Source organism: Lacticaseibacillus sp. 30 (assembly GCF_053819265.1).
Map to the genome: position 1 here is coordinate 130,094 of NZ_JBSOQX010000001.1, position 18,398 is coordinate 148,491.

Genomic DNA, 18,398 nt, shown 5'->3' on the forward strand with positions numbered 1-18,398 from the left:
TCATGCATGGGTTGATCGCGGATTTTATTCATTATCTAAATGTTGAACGCGGATTGGCAAAAGCCACCCAAACTAGCTATCAGCAGGATTTGATCACTTTTTCGGCTTGGCTAGCGGCCCGAAAAAGAAGGACATTTCCCGAGGAGTTCGGTACCATCCAGTCCTTTTTAAAGGAGCAGAATGCCACCAAGGCACCTGCTTCAGTTAGCCGCATGATTTCTGCTTTACGCAAGTTTTATCGGTTTTTACTGCGTGAAGGGGCAATTTCAGCTGATCCAATGACCAAGATTGACACCCCAAAACGTGCCCAACATTTACCAGCAACGTTGTCGAGTCAAGAAGTCGATGCTTTGATGGCCAAACCAGATACCGACAAGCCATTGGGATTACGTGATCGCGCTATTTTTGAGTTGATGTATGCTACTGGGTTACGGGTTTCAGAAGTTGTTGATTTACGTCTTGATCAATTGCATTTGGCAATGAATCTACTTCAAGTGACTGGTAAAGGGGACAAAGAACGACTGGTTCCCATTAGTCCGCAAGCCACACAATGGGTGGATCGCTATCTGCAAGAGGCCAGACCCAAATTACTCAAACGAGTACAACCTAAAAACGTTTTTGTCAATTTTCACGGTGGGCCAATGACTCGCCAAGGGATCTGGAAGAACCTCAAAGCATATATTGCAAGTATCGGCATTGAAAAAGATGTCACACCGCACACTCTTCGTCACAGCTTTGCGACAAGGTTGCTCGAAAACGGTGCTGACCTGCGCGTGGTTCAAGAACTACTCGGCCACAGCGACATCAGCACGACCCAGATTTACACCCATTTAAGCAATCAACATCTGGTTGCGGTCTATCATAAAACGCATCCGCGCGGGTAGCTATTTTGACAGGGTGTTCCTTTCTAAGAATATGTTTGATGACTAAGAGATTGTGGCCATCAGCATTGCCATGGGCAGTCTAGCTCGAATACTAAGATAGAAAGCAGAGCGTTGGCGGAGCGGCGATGGGCTCAGTGGTGCCCACCACTCTAGCTGCGCGGTCGCCACCCCGAATCGCCGCGGAGCCAAATCGGACAATAGGATTAAACTTGATTAGCGTAGAACCGAGAAAAACTTGACACATACGTTCACGCTCTGCCCTTTGCTACTGCCGCGTTTCTATGATAGAGTGTTACGAGAGTATCTCTTGGAGGCAAACATGCTGGTTAAATACAAAAACGACTATGAGAAGATCGCGATGGGATTGTTGTCTTTTATTCCGGATCTGAAAGATGTCGGGCATTTAAAGACAGAACTCAAGATGTACACCGAAGATGATTCCCATGCGTTGTATCTATACAAACATAAGAATGATTTTGTTGGTGTCGTTGGCATTGAACTAAGTGCTGACTTTGTTTTGGTGCGGCATTTAAGCTTTTCACCTAATTTTCGTGACCAAGCAACGGCATTTGCCGCGTTGACTGAACTGACTGAACTTTTCCCAAACAAGAAATTGATGGGTGCCCTTGAACATGCACCACTAATCGCCGCCTTTAACAAGTTTCGAAAAGAGGATGACCATGGCACTGACACTCGTGCTGAATGACTTCTCCGGACCGTTAGACTTGCTTTGGCACTTGATTCGGACGAATGAAGTTGACATTTACGACATTCCGATCGCTGAGATCACCGCTCAATACCTAGATTACCTGCATCAAATGCAGGATCTGGCGCTGGACGTGGCCGGCGATTATTTTGTCATGGCCGCTAATTTGATGGTCTTGAAAAGTCGCCTTTTGTTGCCGCAACCTGAACCCGAAACGATGGCTCCTGATGATGCGCCAGATCCACGAGCAGATTTAGTGGCACAATTATTAACCTATCAAGTCTACCAAGAAGCGGCAAAGGATTTGAAAGCACGCGAAGCTAAACGCGCACAAGCCTATGCCAAGCCAACCACATTGCCAGACGCCAAAATGGCTGTGCCACTTGCGCCAGGTTCGGTGAAATTAGTTGATTTACAAGCGGCCATGGCGCGTGTGATGAAGGCACAACAAGCCACTCGCCAAACCATTGCCCACATTGAAACCGAACCTGTATCCGTTGAAAAACGAATCGGCGAAGTGCTACAGACATTGCAAAAAGGCGGGCAATGTCTCTTTGCTGATTTACTGTCGGTTCAGTCGGTTGAGCAAGTCGTGACGACTTTTCTGGCTTTGCTTGAATTGATGAAAAATGATCAGGTTATTTGTGAACAAGAGGCGCCATTTGATCCAATCACAGTGACCTTGAAGGAGGCTGCTTAATGGAGCCAGCACTAGAAGCAATCCTTTACACAGCTGGCGAAAGCGGCGTGACGCTGGGTGAGCTGGCCGGCATTTTAGAAATCAGCGAAAGCGCGATGCGACAGCAATTAGACGCGTATCGACAACGGCTGGCTGCTGATGATCAGCGTGGCCTGCAATTGCAGCAGTTTGCGGACCGGTATTATTTACTGACCAAACCAGCGTACGCACCTGCAATCAAGAAATATTTTGCCGGGCCGCCAGCTGCGGGATTATCGCAGGCTGCGTTAGAAGTGCTCGCGATTATCGCGTACCAGCAACCGATTACCCGGATTGAAATTGACGAAATTCGCGGTGTTCAAAGCTCAGGCGCATTAACTACCTTGGCTGCGCGACAACTCATCAAAGAGGCAGGCCGAAAAGAAGCCCCTGGTCGACCAATTTTATATGCGACAACTCAGTTTTTCCTTGACTATTTTGGGTTGAACCGCCTTGCTGATTTACCACCGCTAGCTGATGCGCCTGCCGATACAGGTGAGGTTGATTTGTTTACGGCATTTCGGCACGATGATGATCAAGAGGAAGCTACTATAGACGAAAAGAAAATGGAGCAAAATCAACAACATGACAACCAAAACTGAACGGCTTCAAAAAATTATCGCAAATGCCGGTATTGCTTCGCGTCGACATGCGGAAACGTTGATTGCAACTGGCCATGTCAAAGTTAATGGCCAAATTGAAACTGAAATGGGCATCAAGATTGGTCCGCATGATGAAGTCGAAGTGGATGGCGTGCCGATTGGCAAAGAGGCTAAGCGCTACTTTCTCTTTTATAAACCGCGCGGCGTGATTAGTGCTGTTCAAGATAATAAGGGACGTGATGTCGTCACCGATTACTTTAAGGATATTACTGAGCGTCTTTATCCAGTTGGCCGATTAGATTACGATACAAGCGGCTTACTTGTGATGACAAACGATGGCGATTTAGCCAACCATTTGATGCATCCACGTTACGCGCTTGAGAAAAAATATGTAGCCAAGGTTCAAGGTGTACCGAATCGACCTGCCTTGGCTCCGCTCAAAACAGGTGTCGAGGTTGATGGCAAGATGACTGCGCCTGCTAAAGTAGACATTATCTCGACTGATAAGGCTAAAAAAACGGCGATCGTATCTTTGACCATTCATCAAGGCATGAATCATCAGGTTAAAAAGATGTTTAAAGCAGTCGGCTTCCCAGTTCTAAAACTATCTCGGGAAGCGTATGGCAACTTAACTTTGGTGGGGTTACAGCCAGGTGAACATCGGCCAATCAAGCCGCAAGAACTGCAAGCCTTGCGAAAACTAGCGGGTGAATCGGAAAATAAGTAGTTGGTGAAATTGTTAACGTTTTCAGTGCAAACGCTTGAACTTTTCCGGCGCCTTTGCTAAAGTAAAGCTGTTAATTAAATAATCTTGGTTCGTCTTCAGGGCAGGGTGCAATTCCCGACCGGCGGTATAGTCCGCGACCCGCTTATGCGGTGGAACCGGTGTGACTCCGGTACCGATAGTGATAGTCTAGATGGAAGAAGATGGGGCTTTTTTGAATCTACATTCAATCAAGACCTATTCCCCCTGAAGGAGGAATAGGTCTTTTTAAGTTCCGGAAGACGGCCTCACGGAGGTAATGCTTTATGGCAAGTAGTTCCAAGGTTCACCGTTTGGTTGGTATCGCGTTGTTAGCGGCGATCGGGTATGTTTTGATGATGTTTTCATTTCCGATCATTCCTGCTTTCCCGTTCCTGAAGCTTGATCTATCAGATCTGGTTGTTTTGCTTGGTGGGTTATTATATGGCCCGGCTGGCGGGATCGGCGTTGCATTTATCCGGAGTCTTGTGCATTTTGCTTTAACAGGCGGCGGGGTCGTCAATTTAATTGGTGATCTGGCAGCTTTCATTGCGAGCGTTGGGTTCCTGCTTCCAGTTGTTTACACGATTCGTGGCAAGCACAGCTTGTTGCGGCAAATTGAAGGTCTGGTACTAGGTACCGCAAGCCTGACACTTGTCATGAGTGTGCTCAATTGGCTGGTGATCACGCCGATGTACATGGCGGTCTTCAATTTTAACCTTGGTATGTCGCTGACGCGTTACGTTTTAATCGGCGTTGTACCATTCAACTTAATCAAAGGAATTGTGGTCTCGGTTGCATTCTTCGCGATCGCCAAGGCCTTGGCACCGTGGTTAGCTCGGCGTGAGATTCAACCTAGTCATTAATGATTTAATCAATCAACTAAAAAACATCCGTCAGCTTAGTTAAGCGACGGATGTTTTTCTTTAGCGTAAAATCGATTGTCTTGCGACGAATCACGTCAATCTTCGGATCACGTGCTATTGGTTCGCGTAATCTGAAACTATAGCAGTTAAGCTTTCCCCGTCTCAGAAAACGGGCGCGCGTTGAACGGGTGATCGCTACGTTTGATAGCGTGGGTCGGGCAGCGTTGGTAGGCCAATCGAAAGTCGATCGTGGCCTGATCGTTTAAAGGCTCAGTGCCGGTGTTGCGATCTGGTTTATAATAAGCAATGCCAGCTTGATCGTAATCAAAAAGGGCAGGTGCCAACATCTGACACAAGCCGCAAGCAATACACTCTGGACGTTCTACTCTGCCATATAAAGCCATATTCAAACTCCTTTATACGATACATAACACTTAAACAGCAATGTTGAGAAATGAGGTGACAAGCTTTGCTGACCGATTTTGTGATTCAATTTTTCAGTGAGCAGCCGCGGCGTGAGCGGGCTGTTTTTGGACTCTTAACTGGTAAGCAGACCATTTCAATCCTTTACGCCGCCTTGATTCACCAACAACTGCAATGGTTGCATCTTTATCCAAGTCTGTCAAAAGAAGCTTTTTCAGCGGCCATCACGACGTTGAAAGTGCAAAGAGTGCTGCGTGAAACTGAAACCGGCTTGATTTTAACGGAAAAAGGGCAGCATCTCAAGCAAGCAGCAGTTACGCAGTTACCGTTACCGACACATTATCAACCGTGGATGAACTTACCGGTGTTCGCACCGCGGTTCTTTTTAGGCGTGCAAGTGCTTTCTGAGGCGAGTTATGCGAACCGTGCTTATCAACCAATAAGTGTTAATTGGGCGACACAGCAAGTTGTGAAGCAGTGGTATCAGCAGGTCGATCATCGAGCTGCCGTTACAACATTAAGCAGCCTTTTTCAAGGACTGCCGACTGAATTAGCTGACACGCTAGCGGCTAACATGATTGGCCATGACTACGCCGGACAACTGATGCCAGCAACATTGCAGGCTCACTTTGAACGACTCGATGCGCTGGCGGCACTGGTTCAGCAGCTCGCTAATACTAGGAGTATGTGGACGGCGTTGTGGGGCGGACCCCGCGATTTCGTTTCGCGACCGGCGCAGCAGACCTTGGCGCAAGCACGCGCTGGCATGGCGTTGCCAACAATTGCTCATCGCAGCCACCGTAAGCAAAGCACGATTAATGAACATCTGTTGCTCGCGGCAATTATGGGTGAAACGTTGCCGATTGAGCATTTGGTGCCGCTTAAAATTCACCGTGCACTTGATCGGGTGACGCAAATCTACGATCATCAGGCATTGTTGGCAGCCATTCCTGGAAGTACTTTTTTTCAGATTCGATTGTTCCAGATTCTAAGTTTTCAAGGGAGGTGGCCGCGTGTCACAACTTGAAGCACAACTTCAACAACATTTTGGCTTTCAAGAATTCCGACCTGGACAAAAGGCTTTGATCCAATCGGTGTTGGATGGACATGACACGCTGGGAATTTTACCTACTGGCAGCGGGAAATCACTCTGTTATCAATTGCCGACTTTGATCAGTAACAAGCCAAGTTTAATTGTTGAACCGCTCATTGCCTTGATGAATGATCAAGTTGGTCGTTTGCAAGCAGCTGGAGAAAAACGGGTCATTGCCTTGTCAGCGCAAATGCCACCGGTTGCTTTTACCCAAATTCTCAAACGATTGGCAAGTTACCACTATATTTTTGTCTCACCAGAAATTTTACAACGCGCTGATGTGCTCATGGCGCTCAAACGACTGGCCCTAGGCTTATTTGTGGTAGATGAAGCGCATTGTATCTCACAGTGGGGGCCAGATTTTCGACCTGCTTATTTGCAGCTGGGACAAGTTCGCCAACAATTGCAAGCAAATGCGATTCTTGCCTTAACCGCAACCGCACCGGAGCCCGTTCGCCGTGACATTGTCCAACATCTAAGCATGCAATCGCCAGCAATTTTGGCTGGGTCAGTCGATCGACCAAATATTTTCCTTGGCGTTGAGACCGGCTTAACAGATAAGGAAAAGGCTTTAAGACTGGATCAGTTATTGCACGAGGTGGTGGGGCCAACGATCATTTATAGTGCTACCCGAGCCGCGTGTGAGACGTTAGCGATACGATTGCAAAAAGCCGGCCATGCTGCGGCCTTTTATCATGCTGGGTTGGATCGGCACCAACGCGATCTAATCCAGCGACAGTTTCAATCGGATCAGTTGCAGATTATCTGTGCGACGAGTGCGTTTGGCATGGGGATCGATAAGGCAAATGTACGGTTCGTCGTGCATACCTATGTGCCGGAATCGCTTGAAGCTTATTATCAGGCAATCGGACGAGCCGGCCGTGATGGCAAGCAGAGTCTAGCGGCGCTTTTGGTGACCGATCATGATGTTCAGCACGGCGCTATTTTGGCGGGGATGTTGCCAGATGCGGCATTGATTCGGCTCATCTATGCGCATCCTGAGGCGTATCGCACTTTTGACGATCCGCAGATCAATCTGATTGAAGCGTATGTAGACGCTGGCTTTTCGGTAGAGGCTACGCAGCAGCAATTACAGCACAGACTAACTGAGAAACAGGCCAGTTTCGCAGCGATGGCGGCTTTTGTTAATGAATCAGAATGCCGTCGTGCTGTTCTGCTGCAACATTTTGATTCGCCAATTGAACCGCATACGGCTTTGTGCTGTGGTGAGATCACCACTACGATATTGTGCCAACTACAGCCTGAAGTGCCACAAGAACAACCAAAATTAGCTTCTTGGCAGGCAGTATTTCACCAAATCTTTAGATAACCGACGCTCTGACGCTGGTCAATATGATACAATAAGCGCAGTAGTGAGGGGGATCGTGATGGCGGAAAAAGATGAACACCAACATGACAATGAGGATCACAAACGCACCAATGGTGAGGATCCAAGTAAACCTTGGGAAACGCTGTTTGACGATGATCGTGATGATCAAGGTAATTTGAGCCGCGTTGCCACCAAGAAAAAAAGGCAAGGAAGTTCAAAATTGACCTGGATTTTAGCGATCTTGTTAATTCTTGTGGTTTTGGCACCAATTATTTATGTCAAAATTTCTGGTGATCAAAGCCGCAATGGCGCTAACCTTTCTAATGATCGCGTTGTGATCCAAAGTACTAAAAAGAGCAGTAAAGTTTCAAAATCAAAGAAATCATCGAAGGCTTCCAAAGCCTCGAAGACTTCAGTGGCCTCGTCACAGGCAGCGTCGACTCAGCCTAGTCAAGCACCAAGCGTTACTTCCCAACAAGAAGAACAGACCAGTGCATCAGCGCAGCCTAGCGAGCAAGCAAGTGCCAGCACGGCTGGCAGTTCATATACCGTTCAAGCAGGCGATAACCTTTATCGAATCGCTGTCAATCATGGAATGACCTTAGATGAGTTGCTCCAGATGAACGGTATGAGTGCGGGTTCCAGCATTGCACCGGGCACGGTTTTGAAAGTGAAATAATCATGACACGACCCTGTTCTGCATGCGTATTGGCATGAGCAGGGTCGTGTGTTGTGGAGGAAAGTATGCAAATTGCGATCGACGGCCCGGCCAGTGCCGGGAAAAGTACCATTGCGAAACGAGTCGCCAAGGAATTAGGGTTTATCTATTGTGACACTGGCGCGATGTATCGCACCGTGACCTACATGGCCATCAAAGACCAGCTGGGCTTTGGCGATGAGGCGGCTATCATGCAGCATCTCGCCAACATGACGATTCGGTTTGAACCGGGTGACCCTGAACAGCGCGTCTTAATGAATGATGAAGATGTGACCTTAGCCATTCGCGAACCAGACGTGACCAACAATGTTTCGCAAGTGTCAGCGTTACCCAAGGTACGTACTGAACTAGTGAAACGCCAGCGGGATATCGCAGCATCCAGCAATATTGTCATGGATGGTCGCGACATTGGCACCACCGTTTTACCTAACGCCGAAGTGAAGATTTATATGGTGGCATCAGTTGCTGAACGGGCAAAAAGACGCTACAAAGAAAATATTCAAAAAGGCATTGAGACACCACTAGCTACCCTCGAACAGGAGATTGCCGAACGCGATCGCAAGGACTCTCATCGGGCCGTTTCCCCGCTACGTCAGGCTTCTGACGCGATTAGAATTGATACGACATCAATGACCATCGATGAAGTGGTGGAACGAATTTTATCCCTGATAGGCCAAGTAAAGACGAAATAGTCAAGGGCTTAAAATAATAGGTGGTAATTTGGTTCGTTTTCAAGTACAATAGATCCAGTATACAGCTGCATAGGAGGATTTTTTGGCATGAGTGATAATAACGTTAATGAGAACACCGAAACAATGGCGGACGCCCTTAAGAGTGTCACCACAGTAAAGATTGGTGATACTGTCAAGGCAGACGTTCTTGCCGTTGAAGATAAACAATTGATCGTTGGGATCGAAGGAACAGGCGTCGAAGGCGTGGTCCCGATCAAGGAGTTATCAACTCAGCCAATCGATGACATTCACGATGTTGCAAAAGTCGGCGACAAGCTTGATTTAGTTGTGCTTTCAACGGTTGGCAAAGATAAAGAAAATGGGCAGTTCCTGCTGTCCAAGCGCCGTTTGGAAGCGCAAAAGGTTTGGAAAGAAATCCAAGCTAAGTATGAAGCAGGTGAAACCATCACCGCTCCGGTTACCAGCGTCGTTAAAGGCGGACTGGTTGTTAATGCCGGTGTTCGTGGCTTCGTTCCTGCATCCATGGTTGAAGATCATTTTGTTGAAGATCTTAGCCAATACAAGGGTAAGGAACTTGAATTCAAGATCATTGAAATCGAACCAAGTGAAAATCGTCTGATTCTTTCACATCGTGCGATTGTTGAAGCCAGCAAGGCTGAAGCACGCAAGGAAATCTTTGCGAAGATTCAACCTGGCGACACCGTTGAAGGTAAAGTTGCTCGTTTGACCAACTTTGGCGCCTTTGTTGATCTTGGCGGCGTTGATGGTTTGGTTCACGTTTCAGAGATTTCGTTTGATCATGTTGACAAGCCAAGCGATGTTCTGAAGGTTGGTCAAGAAATCAAGGTTAAGGTTCTGAACGTTGATCCTGATCGCAACCGCATTTCCTTGTCCATCAAAGCAACGTTGCCACAACCTTGGGACGACATTGAAGAAAAGGCACCGGCCGGCTCTGTTTTGACTGGTACAGTTAAACGTTTGACCACTTTTGGTGCCTTTGTTGAAGTCTTCCCTGGTGTTGAAGGTTTGGTTCATATTTCCCAGATCTCTCACGAACACGTAGCAACCCCAGCGGATGTCCTTAAGGAAGGCCAAGAAGTGCAGGTCAAGGTTCTTTCCGTTGACCCTGATGCACATCGTCTTGCTTTGTCCATCAAGGCTTTGCAGGAACGTCCAGCAGGCTCTGAAGAAGAATCTCATGAAGGCGGCAACAGCAGTCGTGAAAATAGCGACCGTGGTGATCGTCGTCGTTCTTCACGTCCTCGTCGTGGCAATGATCGTCATCAATCCACGTCGATTCCTGCTGAATATCAGCAAGATGATTCAGGCTTCTCACTTGGCGACATCTTAGGCGATGCCTTGAAAGATGCTGCTAAGGGCAATGATGATCAGGATGATAACAAGTAGTCATCTTGAACCTAAAAAGTTGAGCCTTGGCTCAACTTTTTTTATGGGAAACAAATCCCATGACGCCGTCACAGAAAGGAGGCCGTTTTATGGTCTTACCAACATTAGCAATCGTTGGCCGTCCGAATGTGGGCAAGTCAACCATTTTTAACCGTATTCTCGGTGAGCGGGTTTCGATTGTGGAAGATACGCCCGGGGTCACGCGTGATCGCATCTATGGCACGAGTGAATGGCTTGGTAAAGAATTCGCCGTCATTGACACCGGTGGGATCGACTTAGGCGATGAACCTTTTTTGGCGCAAATTAAGGATCAAGCTGAAATTGCCATCGATGAAGCCGATGTCATCCTTTTTCTCGCTGATATTGAAAGCGGGGTAACTGATGCAGATGAACGGGTTGCCCAGATTCTTTATCGGGCTAAAAAGCCGGTTGTACTGGCAGTCAATAAGGTTGATAACCCTGAACGTCGCCAAGATATTTACGATTTTTATTCATTAGGTTTTGGCGAACCCTATCCACTTTCTGGGACTCATGGGATTGGCCTTGGTGATGTTTTGGATGCTGTTTTAGCAGCATTTCCATCCGAAGATAAGTCAGTTGAAGACGATTCGATTAAGTTCAGCCTGATTGGTCGGCCAAATGTCGGTAAATCGTCTTTAGTTAACGCCATTCTTGGTGAAAATCGGGTCATCGTGAGTCCAATCGAAGGCACGACCCGCGATGCGATTGATACGAAGTTCGAAGCAGTTGACGAAACCTTCACGATGATTGACACGGCTGGGATTCGTAAACGTGGCAAGGTTTACGAGAACACCGAAAAATACGCGGTCATGCGTGCATTACGAGCGATTGATCGTTCGGATGTTGTTTTGTTTGTCATCAACGCCGAAGAAGGTATCCGCGAACAGGATAAAAAGGTCGCCGGTTATGCCCACGAGGCCGGTCGTGGCATCATCATCGTCGTCAACAAGTGGGATACAGTTGAGAAAGATAATCACACGATGAAGGATTTTGAAAACCTGATTCGTCAGGAATTCCAATATCTGGATTATGCGCCGATTATTTTTGTTTCTGCCAAGACGAAACAGCGTTTACAGAGCTTGCCAGCCATGATTGTGGCAGTTTCAGAAAATCAAACTCGGCGAATTCAAAGCAGTGTCCTAAATGATGTCTTAATGGATGCCATTACTGTTACACCGACACCGACAGTTAACGGAAAACGCTTGCGGATTTATTACATGACGCAAGTTGCTGTCAAACCGCCAACTTTCGTGGTTTTTGTTAATGATCCCGACCTGCTGCACTTCTCGTACGAGCGATTTCTGATTAACCAATTGCGACAGGCCTTTGATTTTTCCGGTACACCGATTCACATCATCGCACGTAAACGCAAGTAGTTCGGCGATGGCTGAATATTGTCTTTTCATTTAAAAAAATATGTCAAAAATCGTGATTTTCGATAACCGATCCTTGATCAGACAGCAAAAAGTTTGGCAAAAACCTTGTCACAACGGGCTTGCTATGCTATGTTTAAACCTGAAATGGTGATACATATTATCATTGTTTCTTCATTCCTGAGAGGTCAGGAATGGGCATGTTTAGGTGTTAACGCATCTAATCAATATGGAGGTGAAATGTTCATGGCAAACAAAGCAGAATTGATCGAAAGTGTTGCAACCGCAACTGGTTTGACCAAGAAGGATGCAACCGCAGCTGTTGATGCAGTATTCGGTTCTATCCAAGACTCCCTTTCAAAGGGTGACAAGGTTCAGTTGATCGGCTTTGGTAACTTCGAAGTGCGTGAGCGTGCCGCTCGTAAGGGCCGCAACCCACAAACCGGTGCCGAGATCAAGATCCCAGCATCCAAGGTACCAGCATTCAAGCCTGGTAAAGCACTCAAGGACGCCGTTAAATAAGCGGTTCACCTGAGGCAATGATGAAACAACCAAAAACCGAGTCTATCTGGACTCGGTTTTTGCGCGTTTTGGCGTCATTCGCCAGCGACCAGGGGCGGGACCGAGCGACAGTAGCGATATGCGCAGTCAAGTGTGGCTGGAGAGCTTTTGATGCTCATCAGTTCGGAATCGGCAAAACGCAATGTTAAACTAGCAGTAACGACAATCTTTAGGCTTTTTATAAAATAAAATCAACGGAGGCAGCCATGAGTTACGCAAAAGAAATGCTTGATGCCATTGAAGCTGGCCAGATGGAAACGGCGAAGCAGCTATTCACCCAAGTATTGGCCCACGATGACGACGAAACCCAATACAACCTTGCCGAAGAACTGTATGCGCTTGGGTTCAACGGTCAGGCTAAGCGGCTTTATCAAGGGCTCCTGGGGCGATATCCTGACCAAGGCGATCTGGCAACGGCTTTAGCTGATATTGCAGTTTCTGACGGAGATACAGACGCCGCCTTGAATTATCTTAGTCGCATTCAGCCAGGTGATCCTGCCTATGTTCAAAGTCTGGTGAGCGCTGCCGATGTTTATCAAACACTTGGTTTATATGAGGTCAGTGAGCAAAAACTGCTTGAGGCGAAGCGATTGGCGCCAGACGAGCCGGTGGTGACCTTCGCTTTAGGCGAATTCTATTTTGACTGGGGTCATTTTGCCGAGGCCATTAGTGCTTATAACGAGCTGCTAGCGGCCGGTACAACTGAACTTGCTGGGGTTAACATCGAAGCACGGTTGGCGGCCAGTTTAGCGCAAACAGGGCAGTATGAAGACGCAGTGGCTGCTTATGAAGATGTCGGTGTTGATGCACTGGATCTCAATGGCCGGTTCGAATTAGGCGGCTTGTATTTACAACTTGATGATCCAGCTAAAGCGATCACCAATCTTCAAGCCGTGATTGACAGTGATCCAAGTTACGCCAATGCGTATTTGCCACTTGCTCGTGCTTATGAGGCCCAGAATCAGCCTGACAAGGCCTTAGACACGGTTCAGGCCGGCGTCATGGTCGATGATACGAACCCAACGCTATATGCCTTAGGCGGCAAATTAGCGCTTAGTGAAGACAATGTCAAATTAGCCGAGACGTATTTACAAAAGGCTTTGGCGATTGATCCGGAAGATCAAGGTAATATGCTCGCTTGGAGCAACTTTTTGGTGCAGGAAGAGCGTGATCAAGAAAATGTTGACTTTCTTGACCAAATCGATCGTAGTGGTGATGTTGACCCACAAATTTATTGGAATATGGCTAAAAGCTACGATCGGTTGGAGAATATTAAAAAAGCCCGTGAGAATTACCTTTTAGCGTTCAATCGCTTTCAGGATTCCCCGGACTTTCTCCACGATATCATTGATTTCTTCCAGTCGACTGGTGCTCGCGCCGAATTGAAAGCCGCTTTAGTGCGATATTTGAAACTGGTACCTACTGACGACGAGATGCAGGCCCGTTTGGATGAACTCAACGCCGAGACGGATTAATCGTTGTGAATCAATGACCAAATAGTAGTCGGCGGCGTTTTTTCTGGTAGGTGAAGCCTTCGCCCAAGGCCTCATGGACATCAAGGATGCTGATGAAGGCGTGCGGATCAATGGCCTCAATCAGCCGTTTTGTTTGGGCAATTTCAGTTGACGAAACGACAGCATAGACGACCTGCTTGCGATCGTGGGCGAACCCGCCTTCAGCATGTAAGAAAGTTGTCCCACGTTCCAATTCGTTCATAATGGCAGTGGCGATTTCTTGGCTTTTGTCAGAGACGATTAAAAGGCCCTTTGCCGCGTAAGCACCATCCAGCGTAAAGTTAACAATTTGTGAGAACACGTAGGCACCAAGCAGAGTGTACATCATGAGTTCGATGTTCAGATACGTCAACGAGATCGTTAGCACAGCGGCATCGAAAACTAACAGGGTTCGTCCCATTGGCACGCCGGTCTGTTGTTCAACTATCCGGGCAACAACATCCGTGCCGCCGGTGGTCCCGCCATGGCGGTAAATCAAGCCGCTGCCAAAACCACCAAACAGTCCAGCTAAAACCCCGGAGATAAAAAGATCATGATCGAGGTTGATGGTTAAAGGTACCCGTTGCCAGATCCACAGCCAAGCAGAAAGCATCAAGGTGCCAAAAACAGTGTAAGCTAGGGCACGTTTGCCTAAAAATTTGTAACCAACGATGAGCAACGGAATATTCAGCAGAATCGTGCTGTATGCCGGATCGAGATGCCACCAATAGCGGATTAGCAAGGTAATCCCGGTGACGCCGCCTTCAGCCAAGTGATTCGCAATATTAATATAAACAAGCCCGAACCCATATAAAGCACAACCAAGAACAATCATTAAAAGATCCCAACAAGTACGCGTGGTGCGTGACATAGGCCGCCTCCCAAAAAAGAATTTAAGCTTATTCTAACAGAAATGTCATATTTCGGCTTAATTGTGGTAATGGTGGCTGCCGGTTTGGAAAAAGGAGTTTGAAATGCGACTAGATTTGACCCAGCCAGATTTTAAGGCAGCGATTCCGATTTTAAAAAAAATCGAAGCTGCTGGTTATGAAGCTTATTTTGTTGGCGGCAGTGTTCGTGATGCGATACTAGGGCTGCCGATTCACGATGTGGATATTGCCAGTTCGGCGTATCCGGCAGAAATTAAGCGAATTTTCAAGCGGACAGCGGATACCGGCATCGAGCATGGCACAGTGATGGTGCTTGATCACGGGACTGGCTATGAAGTGACAACTTTCCGAACCGAATCGCGCTATCAGGATTTTCGCCGGCCTGATCATGTGACTTTTGTGCGCTCCTTAGCAGAAGATTTAAAGCGTCGGGATTTCACTATCAACGCTTTAGCTGTTCGGCATGATGGCACGATCATTGATTTGTTTGACGGCCTAAAAGATTTACAGCACCACCAGCTGCGGGCAGTGGGTAATCCTCATGAACGGTTTCATGAGGATGCTTTGCGGATGATGCGGGCAGTCCGATTCGAGAGCCAATTGGGGTTCGGTATTGAGCCAGCCACCAAAGCGGCAATCGCCGACAATGCCAAACTGTTAGTGCACATTTCTGTAGAACGAGTCGCCGCAGAATTTAATCGGTTGCTGACTGGGATTGATCGACGCGCTGGCTTGCAAGATTTTATTGAGACTCGCTTGTTTGCCTACGCCCCGAAAATGGCGGCTCATGAAACAGCCTTAACGCAATTTTCTCAGTTGCCTGATACGCAACTGACCAGTTTGGCAAGCGGCTGGGCGGCATTGATTTTCCTTTTAAGAACACAGCCGCTGGTGATGCTAAAGGCCTGGAAGCAATCCAATGAGCTGATCACCTTGGTCACGCAAACTGTCAAGCTACTGCAGGTGATGCCGAATCCGACTGCTTGGGATCTTTACCAAGCTGGCGAAGCGGCCGTGACAACGGCTAGCGAGGTTCAAAAACTGCTGACGCCTGACTTTGATCAGCAGCAGCTAGCTGAGGCTTACGCGGCCTTACCGATTCATAGTAAAAAAGAATTAGCGCTGACCGGTGCAGATCTGATTAAAGCGGGGGTCCGTCCCGGGCCAGCGATGGGCAAAGCACTCAATCAAATCGAGCAGCGTGTCGTCGCTGGAGCTTTGCCAAATGAACTAAAAAAGTTGTTGCCGATCGCAACTGAAATGTCTCAAGATCGTTTGTGAGTGTGTTATGATGAGCATGTAAGCACATTCAACAACGTCAAACAGGACGATTGATCAGCTGGGCGGCTTTAAAATAGCATAGTTGGCCACCAGTGCGTTTCCAACCCGTTCTGCATGACAGTGAAGGGGGATTTCCAATGGCAGAACATGTTTTTGAGCAATTGATTTTTCATTTTCGTAACGGTGACGAATGGACTGTTGAGCATGATGAACTGGCGGACGTCTGGATCAGTCGAGTAACCACGAGTTACGGACGCATTCACGGCGGTCAGATTCAAGAGATTCATCCTTGCAAGAGCTTTAAGGTTGAAATTTTGCCTGAAGCTGACCACGTCAAGTCAAGCGATATCAACACCGGTTCGCTGGAGATGGGGATGTTTGGTCGCGCTACTAAGTATCAAGATATTGAAAAGATGGACTTGGTCTTTAACGCGGAAGACAAAAAGCGCGTTCAAATCTACTTCCCATTCAAGCAAAAGGATCCAAGCGGGCTTGATAACGAGTACCAGAGTAGCAAGCTTGCAGCAAACGGTCATCTTTATATTGTGATCGATGAAAAACATACCGTGGATGATGAATATCCGCGGATCTAATCGTGATCACGTACGGGTCGGCATTGATGTCGGCCTTTTCTTGTGCGCTGCTTCTTGCTAAGATGGACAACGATACGAGTGAAATGAGGGACAACATGTAGACGCTAACAGCGCAAGGCCTGAGTAAGGCATATGGTGACAAACAATTATTCAATCAGATTGATTTTTTAATTAACGAAGGCGAGCGAATTGGCTTAATTGGGGTGAATGGCGCTGGGAAAACCACGCTTATTCGCGCATTAGCCGGACTTGATTCAGTTGATGCTGGTGAAATTAAAACACCCAAGCAATATCGCATCAGCTATCTGGCTCAGATTCCCGATCTTGATCCTGACTTGGCGATTATGGATGCCATTTATCATGGTGACTCACCGGTTTTTCAAGCGATTCGCCAATATGAACAAGCACTAGCCGAATATACCAAGGATCCTATGAATCCGGAAAAAACTGCCGCTTATACAAAAGCAGATGCCCGCATGACGCAAGAAGATGCCTGGTCTGCAGAAACCGATATCAAAACAATTTTGACGCAGCTGCACATTGATGATTTGAGCATGCGTGTTGGCGGTCTTTCCGGTGGTCAGCAAAAGCGTGTCGGTCTGGCCCAAGTGCTGATCGAATCGCCGGACTTATTGCTGTTGGACGAGCCGACGAACCACTTGGATTTTGATTCAATCACGTGGCTTGAGAAGTATCTCAGCAATTATCGCGGCGCTTTGGTCGTGGTAACGCATGATCGTTATTTTCTTGATCGTGTGACGAACCGGATTTTTGAATTGGATCGCGGCCGTTTATTCCAGTATCAAGGCAACTATCAGGCTTATGTCGCCAAAAAGGCTGAGCAATTGGAGGCTGAAAAGTCGGCTAATCACAAGCAGGCCCAGCTTTACAAGCAGGAACTAGCTTGGATGCATGCTGGTGCCCAGGCACGTTCAACGAAACAACAAGCGCGGATTAATCGTTTCGAGACCTTGCAAGCTGCCAAAGATGCGGCACCGGAAGCAAACCAGCAGTTGGATCCCATTCAGATTGCCAGCGCCCGCTTAGGCAAAAAAGTCATCGAAATGCATCATGCCAGTTTGCAGTTTGACGATCAGCCGATTCTAAAAGACTTTAATTGGCTGGTTCAACCAGGCACTCGCATTGGGATTACCGGCAAAAACGGCGCTGGCAAGTCAACATTGCTGAATATTATTGCTGGCAAACAAAAATTGGACAGCGGTTCTATTGAATTAGGCGAGACCGTTCATTTGGGCTACTACACCCAGATGAGTGCCAATTTGGATCCGAACAAACGCATCATCACCTATTTGCAGGAGGTTGGCGAAGAAGTCGTGCAAGCAGATGGTCAACGCGTGTCAGTGACCCAAATGCTGGAACAATTTCTTTTTCCGCGCAGTATGCATGGTACGCTGATTGGTCGCTTGTCAGGCGGCGAAAAACGCCGGCTTTATTTGCTACAGGTGCTCATGCGTCAACCTAATGTTTTGCTTTTGGACGAGCCAACCAATGATCTAGATATTGCCACCTTGACCGTACTCGAAGATTATCTGGATCAATTTCCAGGCACCGTCATCACCGTGTCACATGACCGTTACTTTTTGGACAAAGTGGCTGATCAATTGCTGATCTTCAATGGCAACGCGCAGATTGACCGAGCGGTAGGCGAGTTCTCTGATTATCTGGCTCAGCAACAAACCAAGCAGCCGGCAGCCAAACCAAAAACATCAGCCGCTGACGCTGTACCGAAAAAAGCCGCGCCAAAGAAGAAAACAAAACTGACATATGCTGAGCAGATAGAGTATGATAAACTCCAAAATGAGCTTGACGAGTTGGACGATAAACTCGCCAAAGTCAAGGCAGCTATGGCCGAAGTCAACGGTGAAGATTATGTCAAACTAGGTGATTTACAAGCCCAAATTGACAAGATCAACCAAACAGTTGATAAAAAATTCGACCGATTTGCCGAACTGGATCAGTATGTTTGAACACACGCCCACTGGAG

At 47.5% G+C, this 18,398-nt stretch carries 19 protein-coding genes and 1 riboswitch; of the genes, 17 read left to right on the plus strand and 2 right to left on the minus strand.

Features of this window, described 5'->3' with window-relative positions:
* Nucleotides 1-2 precede the first annotated feature (2 nt).
* From xerD to ACWPAB_RS00600, 6 genes are all read left to right on the plus strand, one after another.
* Complete coding sequence (xerD, locus tag ACWPAB_RS00575; protein WP_003565337.1) at nucleotides 3-884, plus strand: site-specific tyrosine recombinase XerD; 882 nt, start codon at nucleotides 3-5, stop codon at nucleotides 882-884.
* A 319-nt stretch (nucleotides 885-1,203) separates the two neighbouring features.
* Nucleotides 1,204-1,590, plus strand: a complete 387-nt coding sequence (locus tag ACWPAB_RS00580) for a hypothetical protein (RefSeq protein WP_003565339.1) — start codon at nucleotides 1,204-1,206, stop codon at nucleotides 1,588-1,590.
* Nucleotides 1,565-2,290 carry a segregation and condensation protein A gene (locus tag ACWPAB_RS00585; protein WP_003570268.1) on the plus strand — a complete coding sequence of 242 codons (726 nt, stop codon included), beginning with the start codon at nucleotides 1,565-1,567 and terminating at the stop codon, nucleotides 2,288-2,290. Before ACWPAB_RS00580 ends, ACWPAB_RS00585 begins: the two co-directional genes overlap by 26 nt.
* Nucleotides 2,290-2,910: an SMC-Scp complex subunit ScpB gene (scpB, locus tag ACWPAB_RS00590; RefSeq protein ID WP_003565342.1), complete on the plus strand. Its 621-nt coding sequence runs from the start codon at nucleotides 2,290-2,292 to the stop codon at nucleotides 2,908-2,910. The genes ACWPAB_RS00585 and scpB overlap by 1 nt, the downstream gene beginning before the upstream one ends.
* Nucleotides 2,894-3,637 carry a pseudouridine synthase gene (locus tag ACWPAB_RS00595; protein WP_003570271.1) on the plus strand — a complete coding sequence of 248 codons (744 nt, stop codon included), beginning with the start codon at nucleotides 2,894-2,896 and terminating at the stop codon, nucleotides 3,635-3,637. The genes scpB and ACWPAB_RS00595 overlap by 17 nt, the downstream gene beginning before the upstream one ends.
* A gap of 87 nt (nucleotides 3,638-3,724) precedes the next feature.
* A riboswitch (FMN riboswitch) is annotated at nucleotides 3,725-3,843 on the plus strand.
* A 96-nt stretch (nucleotides 3,844-3,939) separates the two neighbouring features.
* Entirely contained in the window at nucleotides 3,940-4,518 is a 579-nt protein-coding gene (locus ACWPAB_RS00600) for an ECF transporter S component (protein WP_003565346.1), read from the plus strand.
* A gap of 146 nt (nucleotides 4,519-4,664) precedes the next feature.
* Here ACWPAB_RS00600 and ACWPAB_RS00605 read toward each other — a convergent pair whose 3' ends face one another.
* Nucleotides 4,665-4,922: a ferredoxin gene (locus ACWPAB_RS00605; protein ID WP_003565348.1), complete on the minus strand. Its 258-nt coding sequence runs from the start codon at nucleotides 4,920-4,922 to the stop codon at nucleotides 4,665-4,667.
* A gap of 65 nt (nucleotides 4,923-4,987) precedes the next feature.
* Between ACWPAB_RS00605 and ACWPAB_RS00610 the strand changes: the two genes are divergently transcribed.
* From ACWPAB_RS00610 to ACWPAB_RS00645, 8 genes are all read left to right on the plus strand, one after another.
* The gene (locus ACWPAB_RS00610) at nucleotides 4,988-5,968 is read left to right on the plus strand and encodes a helix-turn-helix domain-containing protein (protein ID WP_003570274.1); all 981 of its coding nucleotides are present in this window, start codon (nucleotides 4,988-4,990) and stop codon (nucleotides 5,966-5,968) included.
* A complete protein-coding gene (locus ACWPAB_RS00615; RefSeq protein ID WP_003570276.1) occupies nucleotides 5,955-7,364 on the plus strand; it encodes a RecQ family ATP-dependent DNA helicase in 1,410 nt (469 codons plus the stop codon). The genes ACWPAB_RS00610 and ACWPAB_RS00615 overlap by 14 nt, the downstream gene beginning before the upstream one ends.
* A gap of 58 nt (nucleotides 7,365-7,422) precedes the next feature.
* Nucleotides 7,423-8,043 carry an SAG1386/EF1546 family surface-associated protein gene (locus ACWPAB_RS00620; RefSeq protein WP_003565353.1) on the plus strand — a complete coding sequence of 207 codons (621 nt, stop codon included), beginning with the start codon at nucleotides 7,423-7,425 and terminating at the stop codon, nucleotides 8,041-8,043.
* A 65-nt stretch (nucleotides 8,044-8,108) separates the two neighbouring features.
* Nucleotides 8,109-8,774: a (d)CMP kinase gene (cmk, locus tag ACWPAB_RS00625; RefSeq protein WP_003565355.1), complete on the plus strand. Its 666-nt coding sequence runs from the start codon at nucleotides 8,109-8,111 to the stop codon at nucleotides 8,772-8,774.
* 87 nt (nucleotides 8,775-8,861) lie between these two features.
* Complete coding sequence (rpsA, locus tag ACWPAB_RS00630) at nucleotides 8,862-10,181, plus strand: 30S ribosomal protein S1 (RefSeq protein ID WP_003570282.1); 1,320 nt, start codon at nucleotides 8,862-8,864, stop codon at nucleotides 10,179-10,181.
* 89 nt (nucleotides 10,182-10,270) lie between these two features.
* Nucleotides 10,271-11,578 carry a ribosome biogenesis GTPase Der gene (gene der / locus ACWPAB_RS00635; protein WP_003570284.1) on the plus strand — a complete coding sequence of 436 codons (1,308 nt, stop codon included), beginning with the start codon at nucleotides 10,271-10,273 and terminating at the stop codon, nucleotides 11,576-11,578.
* A 243-nt stretch (nucleotides 11,579-11,821) separates the two neighbouring features.
* A complete protein-coding gene (locus ACWPAB_RS00640; RefSeq protein WP_003658248.1) occupies nucleotides 11,822-12,097 on the plus strand; it encodes an HU family DNA-binding protein in 276 nt (91 codons plus the stop codon).
* A gap of 245 nt (nucleotides 12,098-12,342) precedes the next feature.
* Nucleotides 12,343-13,611, plus strand: coding sequence for a tetratricopeptide repeat protein (locus ACWPAB_RS00645; protein WP_003565365.1), 1,269 nt, complete (start codon nucleotides 12,343-12,345; stop codon nucleotides 13,609-13,611).
* Between the two features lie 10 nt (nucleotides 13,612-13,621).
* Here ACWPAB_RS00645 and ACWPAB_RS00650 read toward each other — a convergent pair whose 3' ends face one another.
* Entirely contained in the window at nucleotides 13,622-14,500 is an 879-nt protein-coding gene (locus tag ACWPAB_RS00650; protein WP_003570286.1) for a YitT family protein, read from the minus strand.
* Between the two features lie 103 nt (nucleotides 14,501-14,603).
* On the opposite strand from ACWPAB_RS00650, the gene ACWPAB_RS00655 reads away from it, so the two are divergent.
* The 3 genes from ACWPAB_RS00655 to ACWPAB_RS00665 all read left to right on the plus strand — a co-directional run bounded on the left by ACWPAB_RS00655 (nucleotide 14,604) and on the right by ACWPAB_RS00665 (nucleotide 18,381).
* Entirely contained in the window at nucleotides 14,604-15,800 is a 1,197-nt protein-coding gene (locus tag ACWPAB_RS00655) for a CCA tRNA nucleotidyltransferase (RefSeq protein WP_003570288.1), read from the plus strand.
* Between the two features lie 137 nt (nucleotides 15,801-15,937).
* Entirely contained in the window at nucleotides 15,938-16,393 is a 456-nt protein-coding gene (locus ACWPAB_RS00660) for a hypothetical protein (protein WP_003565371.1), read from the plus strand.
* A gap of 119 nt (nucleotides 16,394-16,512) precedes the next feature.
* Nucleotides 16,513-18,381 carry an ABC-F family ATP-binding cassette domain-containing protein gene (locus ACWPAB_RS00665; RefSeq protein ID WP_455692699.1) on the plus strand — a complete coding sequence of 623 codons (1,869 nt, stop codon included), beginning with the start codon at nucleotides 16,513-16,515 and terminating at the stop codon, nucleotides 18,379-18,381.
* Nucleotides 18,382-18,398 lie beyond the last annotated feature (17 nt).

Excerpts from the sequence above, each read along its gene's own strand:
- xerD (WP_003565337.1), top strand. The coding sequence starts at position 3 with ATGCATGGGTTGATCGCGGATTTTATTCATTATCTAAATGTTGAACGC.
- ACWPAB_RS00580 (WP_003565339.1), top strand. The coding sequence starts at position 1,204 with ATGCTGGTTAAATACAAAAACGACTATGAGAAGATCGCGATGGGATTG.
- ACWPAB_RS00585 (WP_003570268.1), top strand. The coding sequence starts at position 1,565 with ATGGCACTGACACTCGTGCTGAATGACTTCTCCGGACCGTTAGACTTG.
- scpB (WP_003565342.1), top strand. The coding sequence starts at position 2,290 with ATGGAGCCAGCACTAGAAGCAATCCTTTACACAGCTGGCGAAAGCGGC.
- ACWPAB_RS00595 (WP_003570271.1), top strand. The coding sequence starts at position 2,894 with ATGACAACCAAAACTGAACGGCTTCAAAAAATTATCGCAAATGCCGGT.
- ACWPAB_RS00600 (WP_003565346.1), top strand. The coding sequence starts at position 3,940 with ATGGCAAGTAGTTCCAAGGTTCACCGTTTGGTTGGTATCGCGTTGTTA.
- ACWPAB_RS00605 (WP_003565348.1), bottom strand. The coding sequence starts at position 4,922 with ATGGCTTTATATGGCAGAGTAGAACGTCCAGAGTGTATTGCTTGCGGC.
- ACWPAB_RS00620 (WP_003565353.1), top strand. The coding sequence starts at position 7,423 with ATGGCGGAAAAAGATGAACACCAACATGACAATGAGGATCACAAACGC.
- cmk (WP_003565355.1), top strand. The coding sequence starts at position 8,109 with ATGCAAATTGCGATCGACGGCCCGGCCAGTGCCGGGAAAAGTACCATT.
- rpsA (WP_003570282.1), top strand. The coding sequence starts at position 8,862 with ATGAGTGATAATAACGTTAATGAGAACACCGAAACAATGGCGGACGCC.
- der (WP_003570284.1), top strand. The coding sequence starts at position 10,271 with ATGGTCTTACCAACATTAGCAATCGTTGGCCGTCCGAATGTGGGCAAG.
- ACWPAB_RS00640 (WP_003658248.1), top strand. The coding sequence starts at position 11,822 with ATGGCAAACAAAGCAGAATTGATCGAAAGTGTTGCAACCGCAACTGGT.
- ACWPAB_RS00645 (WP_003565365.1), top strand. The coding sequence starts at position 12,343 with ATGAGTTACGCAAAAGAAATGCTTGATGCCATTGAAGCTGGCCAGATG.
- ACWPAB_RS00650 (WP_003570286.1), bottom strand. The coding sequence starts at position 14,500 with ATGTCACGCACCACGCGTACTTGTTGGGATCTTTTAATGATTGTTCTT.
- ACWPAB_RS00655 (WP_003570288.1), top strand. The coding sequence starts at position 14,604 with ATGCGACTAGATTTGACCCAGCCAGATTTTAAGGCAGCGATTCCGATT.
- ACWPAB_RS00660 (WP_003565371.1), top strand. The coding sequence starts at position 15,938 with ATGGCAGAACATGTTTTTGAGCAATTGATTTTTCATTTTCGTAACGGT.